We start from the raw sequence: 19,856 nt of genomic DNA on the forward strand, positions 1-19,856 counted from the left end.
AAACCCTGTGCTGCCGAAAAATACCATACCCCTATTTTGCCATATTATTGCGGTTTTGTCAAGGATAAAAAGCAGTTTTGCGGTATAAAGGAAAAAGCCGACTTTCGTCGGCTAAATCAAAGAGGGGTCAAGATATTTCTTCGACTCTGACATTAGAGATATACACAGTTGCTGTGGAACCTCTGTGTCCGAGATTGAATTCAAGTCTGCCGTTTGGGTCGTCCTTGTCCTTCATCTCGAAGTCATATGTAAATGTCTGTTTTTCGGGTGTTACAGTGAGCTTTGTGTCCTGCAGGTAGCGTATCCAGCCTGCTGTGGGAGCTGACACGCATACCACGATATCACGCTCCTCATCTGCATAGGCATCGAATGTAGCTCTGTACTTCTTTCCCTTTATCATGGGGAGCTCGGGCTGTACCAGCTGAACGGAATAGTCCTCTGTGCCCTCTGCCTCGGAGCTTATAACTATCATGTTGTCCCTTATCTCGGCACTGCCCTCGCCGCCGTTAAAGAGCAGGAACTTCCAGTTTACATCGTCGGTCAGGTCCTCCGCCTCGGAGAAGTCGCCGTTGAAGATGAAATTTCCGTCCTCAAGCGCCTCGCGGTAATGCTTTTCGGGCTTTGTCACGTTGGTATCATACTCGGGCTTCTGATAAACTCTCACATAGTCTATCTCGAACTCCGCCTTGTCAAAGTCCGTGGTCTCGTCGGGGTCACCGGGCCATACGCCGCCTACTGCAAGGTTCATCTGCACGAAAAATGGCTGGTCGAAGGGTGCAGGATAGGGCTTGTCGTCCTCGCCCTGAACTGCTGTGAACCAGTCATTGACCGTGTGGTAAAGGTTGCCGTCGATGTACCAGCGTATCTCACCGGGCTCCCACTCTACCGAAAACTCGTGGAAGCTGTCGGCATAGGTCTGTCCCGTAAGTCCCCATGTACCCTGCTGTTCGCCGTGGGGCTCGCCGTAGTGGAGAGTTCCGTAGGCGGTGCTGACATCGTTGCCCAGCACCTCCATTATGTCTATCTCGCCGCACTTGGGCCACTGTCCGTAGTAGCCCTCGTCCTTGGGCATCATCCAGATAGCAGGCCACAACCCCTGTCCCTCGGGGACCTTTGCTCTGGCGACTACCTTTCCGTAGGTGAAGTCGGTCTTGTTCTTTCCAGTGACCTTACCCGAAGTATAGTGCGCTCTGCCGTTGTTCTCGGTCTTTATAGCCTTTATGACAAGATTCCCGTCACGGACAAAAACATTGTCCGTTGAGGTGGTGTACTCCTGAAGCTCCTCATTTGTCCAGCCCGGCTCATGGGGCTCGTAGTTCCACTTGGTCTGGTCAAGCTCGCTTCCGCTGAATTCGTCGTTCCAGAGAAGGTCATAGCCCTCGATTTTGGGAACATCCTCCTCCTGAGCAGCTGTCGCTGACTCTGCAACGGCAGTCTCGGGAGCGGTCTCACTTACCGAGCTTTCCTTTGAGCTGCCGCAGCCTGTAACGGCTGCAGTAAGCGCCATTGCTGCAATAAAAGATAATGCCTTGATACTTTTCATATTTTCTCCTCCCTGAATACGAGTTCAGTTGCATCTTGGCATTATTATAACTTTTCGCAGTGAAAAATGATAGCAAAATCAGGAGATTTATAGTAAGCTTATGACATAACACATTTTCAAGGCACAGAAAAGCTGCCGCGTTCATTATGACACGGCAGCTTCCGTATTATTACTTATCGGGACTATGCTTTCATCGCCTGCGGAGCAGAGTGCTTTCCTGCATGGGCTTTGGCTCTGAGCAGCAGAAGCATGAATATCACTGCAAGTACAGCCATAGGTATATATTGAAAAACGTCAGCAAGCTTTCCGAGGTCAGTATCCTCGGGTATATCGCTCTGCATGAACAGCTCCATAATGGCGTTCTGGCTTGCATTGAACATGAAATGCGCTACCACCGCAGGGAATACGCTGTCGGTCTTTTTTGTAAGCCACATCAGGAACACTCCGAAGCAGGTCAGCAGCACAAGTCTGCCAAAAGCCAACTTCATTGAGAATGAAAACGAGCCGTAACCTCCGAGATAGTTTGAAATGTCAATTGGGAAATGCCAAAGTCCCCATATAATACCGCCTATCAGACAAGTGCCTAATGTTCCCACCAGCGGCTCCAGTTTCCGGTTCATATATCCGCGCCAGCCAAGCTCCTCGCCCAGAAGTCCTGCCGACACCACAGCGGACTGTCCCATGAGTATGAATATGACCGACAGCACGTTATCCGCCGTAAATGCGCTGAGTCGGCTGCCGTGACCGCCGATGATGACGGGAAGCAGCTCAGATGCGGAAAAGCATAACAGCGGCACCGCAAATGCCAGCAGGTACCATCTGAAATTGCCGTGAAAATTAAAGTGCAGCTTCATATCCCCGAAGCCCTCCTTTGTGACTGCCCTTGTGATAAGACAGGCTATAGCAGGAGAGAAAGAGAACAGCTGAGTGATTATGAAGCTTACCCTTGCGGAAGTCTCCATGGGCTTTCTGAAAACTATGAGCAGAAGGCTCAGTGCAAAGGCGATGAGGAGATAAAGCCCAAGACGCCTGAGGTTTTCTTTTTTATTTGTCATACGTCTCCGCTCCTTTCAGATAGACCCTGCACGATATGCGGTAGGAAGCATAGTATGCAGCCAGAGCAGCAACAGCTCCCGCAGGAAGCAGGGGCGATCTTGTGTACTCTGTGAATGCCTTGCATACACTATTGTACACATCTTCAAAATTGTCAATGTTTATCAGCAGAACTGTCAATACAACTACAATTATCGCCAGTACGGAAATAAGCTTTATGGTATTGCCCTTTTTTGCACCGAAGCGATAGAAAAGCGGTATATCCACCGATCTGAGAAGGAACTGGATGAATACCAGAGGTACTGCAATTGCAGAAGCAGAGCTCTCCACCATCATTCCCTTATCCGCAGCAATGGCTGTAATAAGCTGCTCACACAGCGAAAAGCTTGTCAGGAACAGCAGTGACATTACGAATATCATCTCGTATTTCACACGGAGAAAGCCTTTGTAGCCGTCCGATGTTGAGGAAACGAAGTACGCCCAGAGCTTGCGGTCATCGCCGTTGAGGACAGCCATCTCCATACCTCCTGCCAGCAGGAGTCCGCCTATCAGTCCGAGCATAAGCAGGATATTATAGTCATGCGCATTATAGCTGTCCCTGAACATTATCAGGACTATCAGTGCAACAAAGCCGCTGACAACGGTAAGGAGTATGTATCTCAGGTTCTGCTTCAGCTCCTTATAGACGAAGCCTGTCATTATGCCTCTCTCCTCTCGTATGATCTCCACATTACGATGTAATACAATGCGCAGATAAGAACAAACACAGCAGCGCTTATCAGTATAAAGTAACCCTTGTTCATGGTGTCTATGATGTTAAACAGCCTGTCTGCAATGCTGATCTTTTTTCCGGAGCCGATCTTGATGGGGAAATGTGTGAGAATGAAGAACAGCGCCACACCTGCGGCTGAGGCAATAATGCCGAATTTTTTCAGATCATTCTTACTGTTTGCCATAAGCAGTATACCGCAGTAAATAGTATCGAAAACCAAAGCAATGGAAGATATGATGAGGTATGCGCTTATAGTGCTTCCTATTATTTTTCCGCCGACGATCGCCTTTGCAGCTGCGGCATAGCAGAGGATAAAGGCTGCAAAAAAAGCTATCATGATAAGCTTCATCATAAGGTCTGAGGCAGCTCTCTGCTTTGCCGTGGGAGGCAGTGCGTAGGAATACCTTTTCCAGCCGCTGGCTATATCAGCCTTATGCACCCTGTTGTTCATTCCTGCGATAAATCCGCCTATAGCTGCAAGGAACAGCGCTACGACTGCGATGGATACCTTTGTTTCCCTGAGCTCCTCAGCAGTCATTTCAAGAAGCGACTGCTTTTCCACAAGAACAGGGAGAATAAACACAGTCTCCGTCAGCAGGAAAAGTATGGTCATCAATATATAGTGTCCGCGTGAGAGTCTCCATTCTCTGTAAACAAGGGATCTGTACATTTTCATTACGACCACTCCTTTGCGTCTCTGTGTACATAGTAGAGCATGATATCGTCAAGGCTTGCAGGATCGATCACTGTATCCCTGTACTTCATCTTTGCGTTTTCACGGTCATTTACCATTATCTCGGCACCGAAATTGTTTGTGCGAATGCTTACAATGTCCTCGGGGTCAACATTCTGAATGTAGTCCTTTGCACATCTGAGAATACCGTGGCTTTCGAGTATCTCGTCCTTATAGCCCGTCAGCAGTATCCTGCCCTTGTCGATGAATGTTACCATATCGGCTATCTTCTCAAGGTCAGAGGTGATGTGCGAGGACATAAGGATAGAGCGCTCGCCGTTTCCCAGATACTCCATGAAGATGTGGAGTATCTCGTCGCGGACAACGGGGTCCAGTCCCGTAGTAGCCTCGTCCATTACCAGAAGCTCGGCATTGTGGGACAGGGCACAGGCGATCTGAAGCTTCATCTTCATGCCCTTTGAAAACTGTCCTATCTTCTTTTTCTTGGGAAGCTGGAAACGATCGATATACTTCATATATGTATCGTCGTTCCAATCGGGATAGAGTCCGCGGAATATCTTCGCCATATCCTTTACATTGAACATATCATGGAAGGGCAGCTCATCGAATACTACCGCGATGCGCTTTTTCAGCTCCGCCTCGTCCTTAACATGATCCATACCAAGCAGGCTTATCTCGCCGCTGTCGATATCGGTGATATGCAGCAGACTGCGGATAGTGGTGGTCTTGCCTGCGCCGTTCTGTCCGATAAATCCCATAATGCAGCCCTTGGGAACGTCAAAGCTGATATTGTCCAGTACAAAGCCGTCATAGCGCTTTGTTACGCCCTTTATAGCAATTGCATTCTCATATGATTTCATTTTATTCCCCTCCGTTAACGAGATCGAGCAGTTCGTGAAGCTCATCCATGGTGACTCCTACCTTTCGTGCAGCGTCCCCTGCTTCCATGAGCAGACCCTCTATACGCTTGATCTGCTCCTCACGATAAAGCTCTAAATTCTGCGCCTTTACAAAGGAGCCCCTGCCCGTATAGCTCTCGATAAAGCCGTCACGTTCAAGCTCCTCATAGGCACGTTTTGTTGTCATAAAGCTGATACGGAGCTCCGTCGCAAGGACGCGCATAGACGGCAGGGCTTCTCCCTCTGCCAGCTTGCCCTCCAGTATCAGGGTCTTGATCTGGTTGGCGATCTGTAAATAGATCGGCTCACCCGATGAATTGCTGATATTGATATTCATATGTGTACACTCCTTGTGGTTATAGAACTCTGTTATACCTTCCGGATTGTATAGCAAAGCTAAAATTGTATAACTACTATGTATACAATTATATCAGCAGTGTTACACTTTGTCAAGGGGGGAAATAAAAAAATCCAAAAATTTTTTTCTGAAAATAAAATGGTGCATTCAGAGCATACTTCTCCCCTCTATTATATAGACAGCCGCTATCTCTCCCGATGGAAACGTTAACGTATAAGGAAATGACCGAAAACCGAACTCTGAACAGAGGTAATCGTATTATACCTCCTTGACATTATCGGTTATTCGTGATATACTTTGGTAAAGAGCGAACCGCTCGAAATGGTTTTATGAATGAGATTGACAGTTATTCGTGCTTGTCGATCTCATTCTTTATACCTTGGTATAATTCGTATATGTATCAATACTTATCAGAATTCACAATACAAAGGAGCTTGTTATGGAAGAACGTATCGAACAAATAAAAAATATAGACAACGACTGGATGAGATCGGATTTCTATTCTCCTGCAACAGATGCTGAAATAGCCGCTTTTGAAAAGGAAATGGACATCGTGATCCCCGAATCCTATAAAGCATTTCTCAGGCTGTCAAACGGTGCAGAGCTTTTCGGCGGAGATTGTTTTTTGTACAGCGCTGATCTGAACGCTCAACATAAGATCGGCTATGATTTTTCAGAGGGCAAAGTTCCGAAAGAATTGCTGATCGTAGGCTTTTATAATTCCTGTCACATATGTTATGATGCAAGATACAGCACATTCTTCCTTTATGAATATGAAGATTATGACAGCATAAAAGAAGAATGCTCGGAATTTTCTGACTTTTACGAGGTCCTTGATTATATTATCGACATAGCAATAAACTGATCCTGCTGAATCCCCCCTGCCCCCGGACGCTTTGCAGCGCTCAGGGGCAGTTTTTGTATATGTCTCCATCTTATAACGCCCGTTTTTCTTATCCGTTTACAGTATCTTCTATCGGGATCTATCACCATACAGCTTGCTATTTGCATATTTTTGTGGTAAAATTCATTACAGATACACAGACTCTTATCGCCAATTATCCCGATCTTCAAACGAAAAACACTGAGAGGAAACCGCAGTCCGTGCGTCTAATAAAGAGAATGGATATTTGCAGCTTCATGCAAAGCTGGAGAGAGGGATAATTATGAAACTGAAAACACGATTATTGAGCATAGCGCTCTCGGTCACTGCGCTTTTTGCACAGTGCGGGCTCAATGCTTTTGCAGAAAGTCCCCTGACATTTGAAAGGACAGAGGACATTATATATACTGACGGAACAGCAGCGGAAAGTATCATGCGCCCCAAGGTCGGTGAAGCTGAGCTGAAATACAGCGATATCCCCGTATCTTCCTTTCAGGTAGGCAATCTTCTCCCCGACAGGGAATCTGATAAGGAATATACCGACTGGTGGTACAGCGAGTGGGATGACTGCCGTTATGTATTTCTCCCCTCCACTGCCGACCGAAGCGACCTCGTTATTACATATTCCGCAGACGGATCGCTCTGTCTTAACGGTCAGGAGATAAGCACAGGAGAAAGCACCGATATCCTCGGCAGCGCCGATACCTTTGACATTACAGTAGGCGGAAAGGACTGCGGTAGGCTAAAAATAATGCAGTCCAATCTCGGCTGCATATTCCTTACCACCACTCACGGCAACACAGATGCGCTGGACAGCGTCCGCTTTATAGATGAGTCGGCGGACGCCCTGATGATAAATGCTGACGGAGGCACAGAGTATGAGGGACCCATCCCGAAATTTTCGGCACACGGCAATTCCTCATGGGATTACAGCAAGAAAAAGCCCTATAACATAAAGCTTCCGCAGAAAGAAAACCTCTACGGCATGGGCAAGGCTAAGAAATGGGCTCTGCTTTCCAATTACCTTGACCACTCCATGCTGAGGAACAAGCTCACCGAGGAAATGTGCAGGGCAGCAGGCATGGAGTACGTTATGGACTCGGTTTTCGTTGACCTCTATGCAGGCGGTTCATACCGCGGCACCTATCAGCTCTATGAACGGGTGCAGATACAGAAAAACAGAGTCAATATACGCGATCTGGAGGAGGTAACGGAAGACCTCAACAGCGATGACCTCGAAAGCTGTCCTCAGGTAGTTGTGGGAGCCGCAAATGCCAATGAATATATGGAAAACAGCTATAAATACTATGATATCCCCAATGATCCCGAGGATATAACCGGCGGTTATCTGATGCAGTTCCAGCTGTGGAACAGATACGGTTTCAAATGCAAGAGCGCCTTTATCACATCCCGAGGACAGGCAGTTGGCATCGAGGGTCCCGAATACGCTTCAAAGGCACAGGTCGAATATATCCGCGGCTTTGTTCAGGACGCCGAGGACGCCATATACTCCGATACGGGCTTCAACTCCAAGGGAAAGCATTACAGCGACTACATAGACGTGGATTCGCTCATTGCCGCTTATCTTGTGCAGGAGATATCCATGAATATCGACGGTACACAGACAAGCTTCTATCTTTGGAAGGATTCAGACCTGAAAGGCGACGGAAAGCTGCATTTCAGCCCTGCATGGGATTTTGACCTGAGCTACAACAACTTCATAACGAGCCGCTTCAACTCCGACGGAAAGATCGGATATTCCTCAAGATACGACAACCTCTTTGCCGCCTACTTCCCCATAAGCGGCTATGATGTCAGCGGACGTCCTACGGTCGGTGTCAGCTGGGTGGGACAGCTTTTCAAGGATGCAGGCTTTACAAGACAGGTCGCTGAGGTATACTCACAGCGCTTTGAGCCCTTCCTCCGCTCGCTGACTGAGGGTGAGGAGCCTTACCTCATGAAAATGGCTGAGGATATCTGTCCTTCGGCAGAAATGAGCAACGCCAGATGGCATACCTACGGCGGCTCTAAATACTGCGTCTTCGGAGGCTCCAGCGGTGCGACATTTATTGAATCGGCGGATATCGTCCGAAAGTTCATACTGAACCGAAATAACTGGCTCACCGAACTATGGGAGCCCTACACTCATCTCAAAGGCGATGTAAATGCCGATGACAAATTCGATATCGCGGACGTTGTTCTGTTCCAGAAATGGCTTCTTAAATCAAAGGATACAAAGCTTCCTCTTTGGCAGGCTGCGGATATTTATGATGACGGTCAGCTGGACATTTTTGACCTGACACTGATGAAAAAAGAGCTTATCAGGCTCTCATGAACTGTCATTGTTCAGTGCAATAAGCTCTGCGGCTTGAATAAAACGAAAAAGGCAATGCCTCCGCGTATGGATGACATTGCCTTTTCTTAACGGATACACCTGTCCTCACAGTTCAGAACTGCTCTCGTCAAGCCCGTATTTTTCATTCAAGTCAAGATAATAATGACCGTATATCTCACCTTTCTGCATATCTACAACTACCACAATGTAAACATTCTCCCTCAAACCGAATAGCAGGATATGCTGATAAGTGCATGAAGAATTCTCGTAAACTGCCTCTATGATCCTGTTTTCAAATCCATAATCAGAAAGCAGCATACGAACTCCGAAATTGGATGCATATTCCCATATATCCACTATGCCCCCTGCGGTATCGGTAACATTTTTCATGCCGCCTGACATAGTGGCAAGATACTCGTTTTCTGTTAGTTCATGAGCTTTTGCCATTCGTTCCACCTCTTTTTTCACAGCGTCGGTATTATATTTCCCATTACAGTTTTATCATCGAGATCATATGACCAAGCCCCAAATGTGAGCGAAACAAACGCATTGACTCTCATTATTCACTATTCACTCTTAGCACTTGTTCAGAATCCTGATTTTAGCAATCAGCATAACGTAGGGGGCGGATATTATCCGCCCGATAATAAAGCGGCAAAGCCGCTCTCTGACGGCTTAAATCGGAATTATCCCGCATATAGATCACATTACCATTATATCATGATCATCCCTTATTATCAATACAATGCGCTAAAAAACTCGATATCTCCTAATGCATATGCCGCCTGCGATGAATGATCGACTGTTGAAAAAGCGGAATGAATATGGTAAAATATAAAGAAAGGACGGTGAGAGCAATGATAATCAACACAGGTATGCGGACGGATATCCCTGCATTTTATTCGCAGTGGTTCGTGAACAGGATCCGCGCAGGCTTTGTGCTGGTGAGAAATCCTTACCGCCCCGACTGGATAACAAGATATGAACTTGATCCCGATGTGGTGGACTGTATCGCTTTCTGCACGAAAAATCCCGGACCTATGCTGAAACACCTTGACGAGCTGAATGCCTATCATCAGTATTGGTTCGTTACGATCACGCCCTACGGCAGGGATATTGAGCCGAATGTTCCGCCCAAAGAAAAAGTCATGCAGGACTTCATCACGCTTTCGGATAAGGTCGGTATAAACTGCGTGGGCTGGCGGTACGACCCGATACTGATCGACAGGACCTACACAATTGAACGCCATATAGCGGACTTTGAACAGATGTGCAGAACATTATCTGGTCATACCAAGGTCTGTGTTATCAGCTTTATTGACCTCTACGAAAAGGTGAAGCGCAACTTTCCGCAGGCTCGGTCGGTCACTCCGCAGGAGCGTATCACCATCGGCAGGACATTTGCAGAGGTCGGCAAGCAATACGGCATAACCATCAAAGCCTGTGCCGAGGGAAACGATCTTGCACCATACGGAGTGGACTGCACAGGCTGCACGACACGGGAGACCTTTGAAACAGCAATAGGCAGTAACCTTGTCGTGCCGAAGAAGAAGTCGCAAAGGGCGGAATGTGCCTGCGTTCTCGGTACGGACATCGGTGCTTACGACACCTGCGGACACCTCTGCCGCTACTGCTACGCAAACTATAACCATGAAAATGTCAGACGAAATATGCGGCTTCACGACCCTGAGTCACCTTTCCTTGTGGGCAATTTGCAGGAGGGTGAGATCATTCATCAGGCAAGTCAGGAAAGCTGGATAGATATGCAGCTGTCGTTTTTTTAGGCATTGATACTTTAAGCCAAGCAAACTACCTGATATTGGCTTATCAGGTGAGCTATTCCGTGTTCGGTGTTAACACGAAAAAATGATGATCGAGCACAGAAAGCCGTTCAGTATTGAGCGGCTTTTATTATGTATATATAGTTAGTTTATGCTATAAGCGACGAGCCCACGCTGGCTGTTTCACGGTAATTCTCTACAAAAAAAGCATTTTATCTCCGCGTCTCTTGCCATTCTTGGAAATATATGCTATAAGCGGCGAGCCGCCGCCCCCTGTTTCGCGGTATAGCTTGACTTCTCGGGAACTTTTATGCCGCGCCCCTTGCTATTCTTGGAAATATATGCTATAATATATAAGTTGGTTTGTGAATACTAACATTATTTAACAGGAGGTATATAGATGACAGCAGTAGAATTCAAGGATGTAGTAAAAATCTATGGTAAGGGGGAAGGAAAACAAGTTGCTGTGGATCATGTCAGCTTCACAATAGAAAAAGGAGAATTTGTTGTAATTCTCGGACAATCAGGTGCAGGAAAGTCAACTGTTCTTAATATGCTGGGAGGAATGGACGTTCCGACAGAGGGCAAGGTCATTGTTGACGGCAAGGAAATATCCTCATATAACGACAGACAGCTTTCGGAATATCGTGCAGATACGATCGGTTTTATTTTTCAGTTCTACAATCTGCTCCCCGGACTTACAGCTTATGAGAATGTAGCTCTTGTCAAGGATATAAAAAGATCTGCGCTCAGCGCAGATGAAATGCTCGAGCGTGTGGGACTTTCCGATCAGAAGAACAAATTCCCTACGCAAATGTCAGGCGGACAGCAGCAGAGAGTATCCATTGCGAGAGCGCTTGCGAAAGACCCGAAAATAATTCTCGGTGATGAACCGACAGGTGCGCTTGATTCCGAAACAGGAAAGCTCGTGATCGACTTATTGCAAAAGCTGTCAACAGAACACGGAAATACCGTTATTCTTGTAACTCATAACGCTGATATCGCTAAGTGTGCGAACCGTATCATTCACATGAGAAACGGCAAGATAAAGTCTGTCAAGACCAATGAGAGTCCGCTGTCAGTAAACGATATCGAATGGTGAGGTGACAGCAATGCTCAGAAGAAAAATGCTCCGTGACATCAAGGCTAACTTCGCACAGTTTTTCTCAATACTTCTGCTGTCGCTTATTGCCATGTGGTGCTATACGGGATTTCAGGCAAACGTTATTGGCGGCAACAAGGCAAGAGCCGATTTTGAAGACAGTTCAAATTTTGCCGACGGCTGGATATACGGTGCGGACTTCAGCGAGGAACAGGCAGAGAAGATCGCAGATATCAGCGGTATCAAAGATGTACAGCGGCGCACCGAGGTACTCGGAAAAGCCGACGAAAAGTACAACACTGCGGAAATGTACTGCTATTTTCAGAACAGTGCAGATATAACAGCACCGCGAACGATCGAGGGGGCGGACTTTGATGCTGATGACGAGAACGGTTCATGGCTGTTCAGCAGATTTGCGGAAACATGGAAAATAAAAGTCGGTGACAAATTCACAGTCCACGCCATGGGCCTTGACATCGAAAAAGAGGTCAAGGGACTTATTGTCACTCCGGAATACGAATTCGCCTGCGCCTCGACTGATACCGATACCGACTTTCATAACATTGGTTTCGCCTATTTATCGCAGAAAGTCCTGCCCGAGGAAATGCGTATCAATAACGAGATCATATTTACCTGTAACGGCAAGGCGCTCAGCTATGAGGATGATATCGCAAAGGCACTCGATGATAATTATGCATATCTCGCTGACAGGAACAGTATCCGAGGCTGGTACCAGCTTTCGGATGAGCTCGCTCAGCATGACAGCTTTTCGTATATATTCTCATTCGTATTCGTTGCCATTGCACTTCTTGTTATCATCACCACCATGAAGCGAATGATAGCGCAGCAGAGAACTCAGATAGGTACCCTCAACGCTCTGGGAATGAAAAAGAGAAAGATACTTTTACATTATCTCAGCTATAGTTTTGTACTGTCTGTTATCGGCTGTGCTCTCGGTATTATTCTCGGTGTAGTGACATTCGGCAAGCTTATGGTCAATATGTTCAGTCAGTTTTACACCCTGCCTGACTGGAAGCCGGGATTCAGCTGCAAGAGCATCATTGTTGCGGCAGTTCTTGTTCTTATTTGCACAGGGACCTCATATTTCAGCTGCAAGCAGATATTGAGGATACACCCGTCGGAGGCACTCAGACCTGCGGCTGCAAAAACTGCTAAGCCATGCATATTTGAGAAGCTCCCCTTCTGGAACAAGTTGGGCTTCAACGCAAGATACAATTTACGCGATATATCACGCTCGAAAATGAGAGCTTTTATGTGCGTTTTCGGTACTTGCATGGGTATGATGATCATGGAACTCGGACTTGGAGCCTACGATACCGTCGATTATGTCCGTGACTGGTATTTCCGCGATATCCAGAATTATGAGTATCAGGTCATACTGAATGACAGCTGTACCACGGAACAGGCGGAGAAACTGAAAAAAGAGACCGACGGTGAACTCATTGCTATGGAGGCTGTATCAATTGCCGCAGAGGATCATCCGACTTCCGATGGCATAATAACCTGTAAACTGGCGGTTACCGAAGGTCAACAGCTCTACTGTGTTTCCGACACGGACCTTAATACCACGCCAATCCCCGAAGGAACAGTCGCACTTACCATGAAACAGGCAAAGAAGCTTGGATTGTCCGAGGGAGACAAGGTATACTGGAAAACCGCAGCAGGCAATAAATGGAACGAAAGCAGGATAGGTCTTGTATCACGTCATCCGAATATTACGGGTATTACAATGCTGCGCAGTGATTACGAAGCTGCCGATCTGACGTTCAGACCTATAATGCTGGTATCAAAAAACAACTGCGAAAAAGCTATTGACAATGACTGTGTTTCCGCTGTTCACAGCATGAAAGACCTTATCGCTGCATTTGACAAGATGATGGAAATAATGAATCTGCTTGTTTATTTCATGGTGATATTCTCAGTCCTGCTGATAATCATAGTTCTCTATAATTCGGGAAATCTTTCATTCAATGAACGTGAAAAGGAGTTCGCGACGCTTAAAGTACTTGGCTTTAAAAGCAATGCTGTACGCAGGCTTCTCTCCACGCAGAATCTCTGGCTGTCCATAATCGGAGTGATATGCGGAATTCCCCTCGGACGTGTGCCGTTACAAGCGATGATGGACTCAAACGGCGATGCGGTGGACTGGCCGTGCTATTTAGCACCGTCAACATACATTATCTCAGCAATTTTTGTTATGACCGTATCCGTACTTGTCAGCTTCATGTTCTCGCGCAGAATAAAGAAAATAGATATGGTCGAAGTTCTGAAAGGCATGGAATAAAGGTGAATATGTATGCTTTGAGCTTTTATTGATCTGCTCATTACCGGCTATCGTCTGATCGACACAGCTCAGGCTTACATGAACGAGGAGGCTGTCGGCAAGGCAGTGAACCGTGCAATTGCTGACGGCATCGCAAAGCGTGAGGAACTTTTCATCACCACCAAAGTGTGGGTATCCAATATGAAAACTGAGGACACAGCTTATGAATCCGTGAAAACATCTCTTGCAAAGCTGGGGCTTGACTATGTTGACCTCATTCTCCTGCACCAGCCTATGAGCGACTACTTCGCAGCGTACAGAGGTATCACAAGAGCTTACAAAGAGGGACTTGTCAAGGCGATCGGCGTTTCCAATTTCTATCCTGCGATCCTTGCAAATCTTTGCGAGAATGTGGAGATCATTCCTGCGGTCAACCAGGTCGAGCTTCACCCATTCTTCCAGCAGGAAAACGCCCTTGCGACAATGAAGGAATACGGTATCGCACCGCAGGCGTGGGGGCCGCTTGCTGAGGGCAAGCACGGCATCTTCTCTCACCCCGTCCTCTCCGAGATCGGAACAAAGTACGGCAAGACTGCCGCTCAGATAGCCCTCAAATGGAACACGCAGCGAGGCGTTTCCATTCTGCCGAAGTCTGTTCATGTGGAACGTATGGAGCAGAATATCGACATCTGGGACTTTGCACTTTCCGACGAGGATATGCAGAAGATCGCAGAGCTTGACCTCGGTCACAGCGAGATCGTTGACCATAATTCGCCTGAATTTGTTAAGGCTCTGAATGGCATGAAAGTTTAAGCTTTTTGCCGAAAAGTGCTGTATCACCGAGGAACGAGTTGTGGAGATACAGAGCGGTATTAAATTGTCAGATAACCGAAACGACGGCAGCTTATGAGGTTACATCAAATTTATATAGAACACTCGTACTAAGCCTACACTTATAATTAATGTGTACTCAATAACCGCCTTTAGGCGGTTATTGCCCCGAACTGTGTTCGGGGGCGCAAATTCTTTGTAATTCGAGGAATTTGCGCATCACATTTCTTTATGTCATGCTCATTTTGCCCTTTCGGGCAAAACAAAGTGCAGGAAAAATTATCGGAATATTGATTTTTTCCTGCACTTTGACAACTAAAAACTGGCTTTTAAAAGCTGTATAAAGCCAATTTTTAGTTGTTGAGCAGACATTAATTTTGACGTCAATATCCTTTGGTAATATAGCAGGAATATTTTTAGCTTTGTTACTGCGGTGACAGATATAACATCGTGAAGAAGGTCGATAAGCACAAAAACTGCACTAAAGTGTAAAAAACTCCCCGGAACTGCTCATATGAACAGCTCCGGGGAGTATTATTTTGGGGTATGAACTTAGCGAGGTATTATCCCTCAATGGCAATATACTTGTGATTTTCCAGCTTCTTTGGCTCTGCCTTCGGAACGCAGATGTTAAGAACACCGTCCTCAAATTTAGCCTTTACATCGGCTTCGGTAACAGTATCACCGATGTAGAAGCTCCTCTGCATTGCGCCTGCATAACGCTCCTGACGGATCAGCTTGCCCTTCTTTGACTTTTCGTCTTTGTCAAGTCCCTTTGCGGCGCTGACAGTCAGATAACCGTTCTGAAGCTCAAGATTGATCTGGTCTTTCTTGAAGCCCGGCAGGTCGATAACGATCTCATAGTGGTCGTCATGCTCATGAACATCGGTCTTCATTACCTGTGCAGCGTGTTTGCCGTACAGCTTCTTCTCCACATCTCTGCCAAAATCAGGGAATCTGAAGAAATCATCGAATAAATTTTCACCGAAAATGCTTGGATACAACATAGGTCAGTCCTCCTTTTTTACTCGTCACATTGTTTCCATTGCTTCGAGCAAGGGGACGGAGGGTTCAGCACCCGGATCCTTTGGTGCTTCTCTGTTCCTTTGTTCTGACTATATTATAGCACCCTGAATTAGCACTGTCAAGGGGAGAGTGCTAATTTTCACACAGGTTTCATTTTTTTGACAGGAATGTCACATTAGCCAACTGAAAAAATCTCTCAGTGAGAACGGAGAAATGCGTCTTGTGCTGATTGACTATTATTGCAGATCGTGTTAGAATTAAGGCAACACCGTACAATGACCGCCTGACGTCTTTGTGCGGTATTGCCTTAACAGAGTGGCAGTAGCTTTTAAAAGCATACTAACGGACAGACAAAGGTATAGCTTACTCAAAGCTGTCCTTTTAAAGAAGCAGATGCTTTCACGGTAGAAAGCATCTGCTTTTTGTTATGTTATAGAATCAAGCGGTATCTGTTCTGACTCCCATGTGCTGTCGGCGTGAATGGTTATCAGTTCAGCACCACGCTGTTTTGTCTCTTTTTCAATGCCGGGCATTGCAAGGTAGTCGATGCTCATGCCGTAGGTCAGGCGGATGCCCTTGTACTCGATAGACGCATTATTGTAGTGGTCGTGCCCGCAGAAGAATCCCGTCGTGCTGCCAAGCTCAAGGGCGGTGTCGAACATCTTGCTGGGATAGTCCGAGCAGCACACAAGATCGTTGGTGATACCGCCGTGATCGCCGGGGTTTTCACCGTAGAAGTATTTCACCTCATCACTGCCGTCCAGATAAAGCTCGGTGGCGGTCTTGTACTCCTGCAATGGGATATGGAAGAACACCATTGAGTTTACCGTGTGCCCTGCCTCAGCGTTCATTCGCTGGACTTCATCGGCATACCAGTCCACCTGATCGTCGTGGATATAGTCATAAACGTTGATGCCCTCGCCCGTGTAGGCGTTTGAGTCTATCATAAAAAGCCCCGTGTTCAGCGAGCCGTCAGCATTTCTTATCTCGATCAGCTGATTGTTCCTGCCCATAACATCGGGCTGGGTGTAGGGGTAAAGCAGATTGCCCGAAGTCTTGAAAGACAGCGACTTGTATACCTCATTCAGCTCCTGCTTGTTTGCAGATGCAAGCGATTCGGTGTCGTGATTGCCGTAGGTGAAAGCCCACGGGATGCCCGTATTCCGCATAAACGCCGCAAACTGTCCCACGGGTGCGGTGTTGTTCAGCGACATGGACATTATCCCCAGCGGAAAGCTCAGGTCGCCCGTGACCACAACAAGGTCGGGGTGGGTGTGCTCTATCTCCGCATAGCAAGCCTTCAGCGCCTTTATGTCCTTGCGGTAGGAGTAAAGACTGCCGCCGATGTGAATGTCGGTCAGGTGGAGTATCTTGAAATCGTCTGTGGTTTTGGTTATGGTGTAAACTCCAGTTTCGTCATTGTACTCTATCTTGTGAGTGTTATGCTCCACAACGGGAACGGAATTGATGTAGCTTTGGGTGTACCATGTGTCCTGCTGCAAGACCATAAATCCCGATACCGCAACTGCAACAGCCGTATAAACAGCTATTCTCGGCTTGTTGATGACGATATTTCTGAATGTGACTTTGCGTCTTAATGTGAGATCATAGACTATGACGAGCAGTCCGAAGAATATCCCTGCTATCATAAAGACATTTCCGGGGTATGCGATGTCCTTGCTCTTGATGACCGTAAATGCGGTCACGCCAAGCCAGTAGACCGCCGAAAATATCGTTATGCCGATGATGTGCTTTTTGTACTTGTCCTTATCGGGAATGTTTATCCTCCGCCTTATCATTCTGAGGGAGAGGATATTCTTTATCAGCAGAAAGACGGGAATTTCGATAACGATGCTGTTATTAAAGAAGTTTTCCGCAAATTCAGCCGACTTTGAATTGCCGAAGAAGTAAAAGCTAAGTTCCGAAGCCACAAACACGAACACCACCGCAAACAGCAGAGCAATTCCGTTGAGAAGACGCTTTGCATACTTGTCGCTTCGGGTACGGAGATATTTGTAGGAATCGGTATCGTATTTGCTCCCCACGGCGGCTTTCTCGGTTTTCAGATATTTGCGGAACGGAAATGATGCGATAAATAGATCTACTGATATAACAAACACATTTCCAATGACGGCAATGGGTTTAGCTGTGATGTTGTAGATCAGCCAGAACACCTGCAGCAGCGCAAACACCGCAAATGCCGAAGTAAAATATATCCTCAGACGCTGTTTCCATATCTCCTTTTTCAGCGGACGAAGGTCAACAGCTTCCGTATCGCCCCGCCATTTTTCCGCACTGTCCGCAGGGTAGCCTGCCAGCTCTGCCATTTGCGAAAGTTTGCCGTACCTGCCCAGCAGCTCCTCCAAAGCCTCGTCCTCGTGGCGGTCAGACCTTATCCTGTCAAACTCCGCATTCAGAGCAGTTTCAATTTTCTCCTGTGCCTGCGTGACCTCCTCGGAATAGGGAATGTCGTCAAACATCATATCAACTACCGCTTTGATCTTGCGGTTTTGTCCTGTATCGGTTTTCTTTGCCATGAGCTTCTCCTTTCATGCTGTGCTATAAAAAGTATATCAGATTATTTCTTCTGTTGTCAAGCCGACAAAAAGCCCGATGAATTGACGAAAACCGCCGTATATGCTATAATTGTAAGAGGTAAGGCTCAAAACCTAAAGAAAATTTTATACCTTTCTGAGTCGTCTTTATAGGTTTATCTGTTACGATAAATGGGATATGTCTACTGTGGCAACCACAGAAGGCATATCCCTGTTTTATTTCTATGTATAGAAACCCCCAAACCCGAAATTTCATTGGGTTTGGGGTATGTGTATGGTTTAGATCAAAGTTACCGCAGGGTAAACTCATTTTTATGAAAATCCAACATTCCTTCGTTCCGCAGCTTGCTTAGCTCGTTGGACATAGCACTTCGGTCTACCGAAAGAAAATCCGCAAGCTGTTGTCGGTTAAATGGAATAGAGAATGAATTGCTGTTATGACGTTTTGCTTCATCTGAAAGGTAGGACAGCAGTTTTTCTCTTGTGGAACGCTGAGACATATAGCTGATTTTTTGTACAAGGCTTTTATTCTTATCTGAGATCGTGTAAAATATATTTTTTATCAGCTGAGTGTGAAAGGGGCAAGCAGAGGAACACACGGTCAGTATTCGGTCTATATCAAAAAAGAGGACTACGCTTTCTTCAATAGCAACAACATCGTTCATCAAAGTTCCACTGTTTGGTACAATATAAGCTTCTCCAAACATTTCTCCGGGACGTATCTCATTCAATATGTTCAGGTTGCCCCAATAATCCTCTTTCTGAATGTGAAGTCTGCCCACAGCAAGGATCATCAAACTGCGGATATACTCACCTTGCCGAAAGGCATACTCTCCCTTGTTATACTCCCGAACCTGAGCGTTCAGGCAATGGAGCATAGATAGAATGTCATTTTCCCCAACACCGGAGAACAGCTTTGTTCTTTTCAAAAGAGCTGCATATTTTTTCATAAAACCCCTGCTTTCGTTGTAAATACAACATACTTTCTCCTTTAATTATACTATAATGGATACAGAAAGTCAAGGAGGTATGGCTATGATACGGAAAATAATTGAGATAGACGAAGAAAAATGCAACGGCTGCGGTCTGTGTGCGAAGGCTTGCCATGAGGGGGCAATCGCTATCGTAAACGGCAAAGCTAAGCTTATGCGTGACGATTTCTGCGACGGCTTCGGTGACTGTCTCCCTGCCTGTCCTATGGACGCTATCCACTTCACCGAGCGTGAAGCGGCGGCTTATGACGAAAAGGCGGTACAGGCAAACAAGCAGAAAAAGTCCGCTTGCAGCGGTTTCACTTGTCCGGGTTCTCCATTGCAGAGCTTTACGCCAAAAGAAGATGACAGCGATGTTCGTGTTCCAGGCTGTCTGCGACAGTTCCCGATACAGATAAAGCTCCTGCCCACAAATGCACCTTATTTCAACGGTGCTGATCTGCTTATCGCTGCCGATTGCACAGCTTACGCCTACGGGAACTTCCACCATGATTTTATCCGTGGGAAGATCACGCTCATCGGCTGTCCGAAGCTCGATGCTGTTGATTACTCCGAAAAGCTGACAGAGATATTCCGAAATAACGATATAAAGAGCATCACTCTCACAAGAATGACCGTACCATGCTGTGGAGGTATGGAGTATGCGATAAAACGTGCGATAGAAGCAAGCAGTAAGGATATTCCACTTGAAGTTGCAGTCATTTCGCCGGACGGCAGTATCGTTGAGATAAGAAAATAATGGAGGAAT

General features: G+C 46.5%; 17 protein-coding genes. 7 read left to right on the top strand and 10 right to left on the bottom strand.

Annotation, left to right across the window (positions count from 1 at the left end; all coding sequences use genetic code 11):
- Positions 1–127: 127 nt before the first annotated feature.
- The 6 genes from DSZ37_RS10900 to DSZ37_RS10925 all read right to left on the bottom strand — a co-directional run bounded on the left by DSZ37_RS10900 (position 128) and on the right by DSZ37_RS10925 (position 5,298).
- Positions 128–1,543, bottom strand: coding sequence for a family 16 glycosylhydrolase (locus DSZ37_RS10900; RefSeq protein WP_109726937.1), 1,416 nt, complete (start codon positions 1,541–1,543; stop codon positions 128–130).
- A gap of 182 nt (positions 1,544–1,725) precedes the next feature.
- The gene (locus DSZ37_RS10905) at positions 1,726–2,598 is read right to left on the bottom strand and encodes a CPBP family intramembrane glutamic endopeptidase (protein ID WP_109726938.1); all 873 of its coding nucleotides are present in this window, start codon (positions 2,596–2,598) and stop codon (positions 1,726–1,728) included.
- Complete coding sequence (locus tag DSZ37_RS10910) at positions 2,588–3,295, bottom strand: ABC-2 transporter permease (RefSeq protein ID WP_109726939.1); 708 nt, start codon at positions 3,293–3,295, stop codon at positions 2,588–2,590. The genes DSZ37_RS10905 and DSZ37_RS10910 overlap by 11 nt, the downstream gene beginning before the upstream one ends.
- The gene (locus DSZ37_RS10915; RefSeq protein ID WP_109726940.1) at positions 3,295–4,044 is read right to left on the bottom strand and encodes a hypothetical protein; all 750 of its coding nucleotides are present in this window, start codon (positions 4,042–4,044) and stop codon (positions 3,295–3,297) included. Before DSZ37_RS10915 ends, DSZ37_RS10910 begins: the two co-directional genes overlap by 1 nt.
- Positions 4,044–4,922, bottom strand: a complete 879-nt coding sequence (locus DSZ37_RS10920) for an ABC transporter ATP-binding protein (protein ID WP_109726941.1) — start codon at positions 4,920–4,922, stop codon at positions 4,044–4,046. Before DSZ37_RS10920 ends, DSZ37_RS10915 begins: the two co-directional genes overlap by 1 nt.
- A 1-nt stretch (position 4,923) precedes the next feature.
- The gene (locus DSZ37_RS10925) at positions 4,924–5,298 is read right to left on the bottom strand and encodes a GntR family transcriptional regulator (protein WP_109726942.1); all 375 of its coding nucleotides are present in this window, start codon (positions 5,296–5,298) and stop codon (positions 4,924–4,926) included.
- Between the two features lie 460 nt (positions 5,299–5,758).
- Between DSZ37_RS10925 and DSZ37_RS10930 the strand changes: the two genes are divergently transcribed.
- Positions 5,759–6,184, top strand: a complete 426-nt coding sequence (locus tag DSZ37_RS10930; protein ID WP_109726943.1) for an SMI1/KNR4 family protein — start codon at positions 5,759–5,761, stop codon at positions 6,182–6,184.
- A gap of 301 nt (positions 6,185–6,485) precedes the next feature.
- Positions 6,486–8,537, top strand: coding sequence for a CotH kinase family protein (locus DSZ37_RS17995; protein WP_146198178.1), 2,052 nt, complete (start codon positions 6,486–6,488; stop codon positions 8,535–8,537).
- 105 nt (positions 8,538–8,642) lie between these two features.
- Here DSZ37_RS17995 and DSZ37_RS10940 read toward each other — a convergent pair whose 3' ends face one another.
- Positions 8,643–8,984, bottom strand: a complete 342-nt coding sequence (locus tag DSZ37_RS10940) for a hypothetical protein (protein WP_109726945.1) — start codon at positions 8,982–8,984, stop codon at positions 8,643–8,645.
- 377 nt (positions 8,985–9,361) lie between these two features.
- On the opposite strand from DSZ37_RS10940, the gene DSZ37_RS10945 reads away from it, so the two are divergent.
- The 4 genes from DSZ37_RS10945 to DSZ37_RS10960 all read left to right on the top strand — a co-directional run bounded on the left by DSZ37_RS10945 (position 9,362) and on the right by DSZ37_RS10960 (position 14,517).
- Positions 9,362–10,321 carry a DUF1848 domain-containing protein gene (locus DSZ37_RS10945; protein WP_347504569.1) on the top strand — a complete coding sequence of 320 codons (960 nt, stop codon included), beginning with the start codon at positions 9,362–9,364 and terminating at the stop codon, positions 10,319–10,321.
- Between the two features lie 397 nt (positions 10,322–10,718).
- Entirely contained in the window at positions 10,719–11,420 is a 702-nt protein-coding gene (locus DSZ37_RS10950) for an ABC transporter ATP-binding protein (RefSeq protein ID WP_109726947.1), read from the top strand.
- Between the two features lie 10 nt (positions 11,421–11,430).
- Positions 11,431–13,725, top strand: a complete 2,295-nt coding sequence (locus DSZ37_RS10955; protein ID WP_109726948.1) for an ABC transporter permease — start codon at positions 11,431–11,433, stop codon at positions 13,723–13,725.
- A gap of 54 nt (positions 13,726–13,779) precedes the next feature.
- The gene (locus DSZ37_RS10960; protein WP_278298689.1) at positions 13,780–14,517 is read left to right on the top strand and encodes an aldo/keto reductase; all 738 of its coding nucleotides are present in this window, start codon (positions 13,780–13,782) and stop codon (positions 14,515–14,517) included.
- A 581-nt stretch (positions 14,518–15,098) separates the two neighbouring features.
- Here the strand turns inward: DSZ37_RS10960 and DSZ37_RS10965 are convergent.
- From DSZ37_RS10965 to DSZ37_RS10975, 3 genes are all read right to left on the bottom strand, one after another.
- Entirely contained in the window at positions 15,099–15,542 is a 444-nt protein-coding gene (locus DSZ37_RS10965) for an Hsp20/alpha crystallin family protein (RefSeq protein ID WP_002851770.1), read from the bottom strand.
- Positions 15,543–15,986: 444 nt separating this feature from the next.
- A complete protein-coding gene (locus DSZ37_RS10970; RefSeq protein ID WP_109726949.1) occupies positions 15,987–18,098 on the bottom strand; it encodes a metallophosphoesterase in 2,112 nt (703 codons plus the stop codon).
- A gap of 308 nt (positions 18,099–18,406) precedes the next feature.
- Positions 18,407–19,066, bottom strand: coding sequence for a Crp/Fnr family transcriptional regulator (locus DSZ37_RS10975; protein ID WP_109726950.1), 660 nt, complete (start codon positions 19,064–19,066; stop codon positions 18,407–18,409).
- An 85-nt stretch (positions 19,067–19,151) separates the two neighbouring features.
- On the opposite strand from DSZ37_RS10975, the gene DSZ37_RS10980 reads away from it, so the two are divergent.
- Positions 19,152–19,847 (top strand): ATP-binding protein, encoded by a 696-nt coding sequence (locus DSZ37_RS10980; protein WP_109726951.1) that lies wholly within the window; start codon positions 19,152–19,154, stop codon positions 19,845–19,847.
- The last annotated feature ends 9 nt before the right edge of the window (positions 19,848–19,856 follow it).

This window comes from Ruminococcus flavefaciens (genome assembly GCF_900116855.1).
In the GTDB taxonomy this organism is placed as follows: domain Bacteria; phylum Bacillota; class Clostridia; order Oscillospirales; family Ruminococcaceae; genus Ruminococcus; species Ruminococcus flavefaciens_R.

Excerpts from the sequence above, each read along its gene's own strand:
- DSZ37_RS10950 (WP_109726947.1), top strand. The coding sequence starts at position 10,719 with ATGACAGCAGTAGAATTCAAGGATGTAGTAAAAATCTATGGTAAGGGG.
- DSZ37_RS10925 (WP_109726942.1), bottom strand. The coding sequence starts at position 5,298 with ATGAATATCAATATCAGCAATTCATCGGGTGAGCCGATCTATTTACAG.
- DSZ37_RS10945 (WP_347504569.1), top strand. The coding sequence starts at position 9,362 with ATGGTAAAATATAAAGAAAGGACGGTGAGAGCAATGATAATCAACACA.
- DSZ37_RS10970 (WP_109726949.1), bottom strand. The coding sequence starts at position 18,098 with ATGGCAAAGAAAACCGATACAGGACAAAACCGCAAGATCAAAGCGGTA.
- DSZ37_RS10900 (WP_109726937.1), bottom strand. The coding sequence starts at position 1,543 with ATGAAAAGTATCAAGGCATTATCTTTTATTGCAGCAATGGCGCTTACT.
- DSZ37_RS10980 (WP_109726951.1), top strand. The coding sequence starts at position 19,152 with ATGATACGGAAAATAATTGAGATAGACGAAGAAAAATGCAACGGCTGC.
- DSZ37_RS10915 (WP_109726940.1), bottom strand. The coding sequence starts at position 4,044 with ATGAAAATGTACAGATCCCTTGTTTACAGAGAATGGAGACTCTCACGC.
- DSZ37_RS10930 (WP_109726943.1), top strand. The coding sequence starts at position 5,759 with ATGGAAGAACGTATCGAACAAATAAAAAATATAGACAACGACTGGATG.
- DSZ37_RS10920 (WP_109726941.1), bottom strand. The coding sequence starts at position 4,922 with ATGAAATCATATGAGAATGCAATTGCTATAAAGGGCGTAACAAAGCGC.
- DSZ37_RS10905 (WP_109726938.1), bottom strand. The coding sequence starts at position 2,598 with ATGACAAATAAAAAAGAAAACCTCAGGCGTCTTGGGCTTTATCTCCTC.
- DSZ37_RS10910 (WP_109726939.1), bottom strand. The coding sequence starts at position 3,295 with ATGACAGGCTTCGTCTATAAGGAGCTGAAGCAGAACCTGAGATACATA.
- DSZ37_RS10955 (WP_109726948.1), top strand. The coding sequence starts at position 11,431 with ATGCTCAGAAGAAAAATGCTCCGTGACATCAAGGCTAACTTCGCACAG.
- DSZ37_RS17995 (WP_146198178.1), top strand. The coding sequence starts at position 6,486 with ATGAAACTGAAAACACGATTATTGAGCATAGCGCTCTCGGTCACTGCG.
- DSZ37_RS10975 (WP_109726950.1), bottom strand. The coding sequence starts at position 19,066 with ATGAAAAAATATGCAGCTCTTTTGAAAAGAACAAAGCTGTTCTCCGGT.
- DSZ37_RS10940 (WP_109726945.1), bottom strand. The coding sequence starts at position 8,984 with ATGGCAAAAGCTCATGAACTAACAGAAAACGAGTATCTTGCCACTATG.
- DSZ37_RS10965 (WP_002851770.1), bottom strand. The coding sequence starts at position 15,542 with ATGTTGTATCCAAGCATTTTCGGTGAAAATTTATTCGATGATTTCTTC.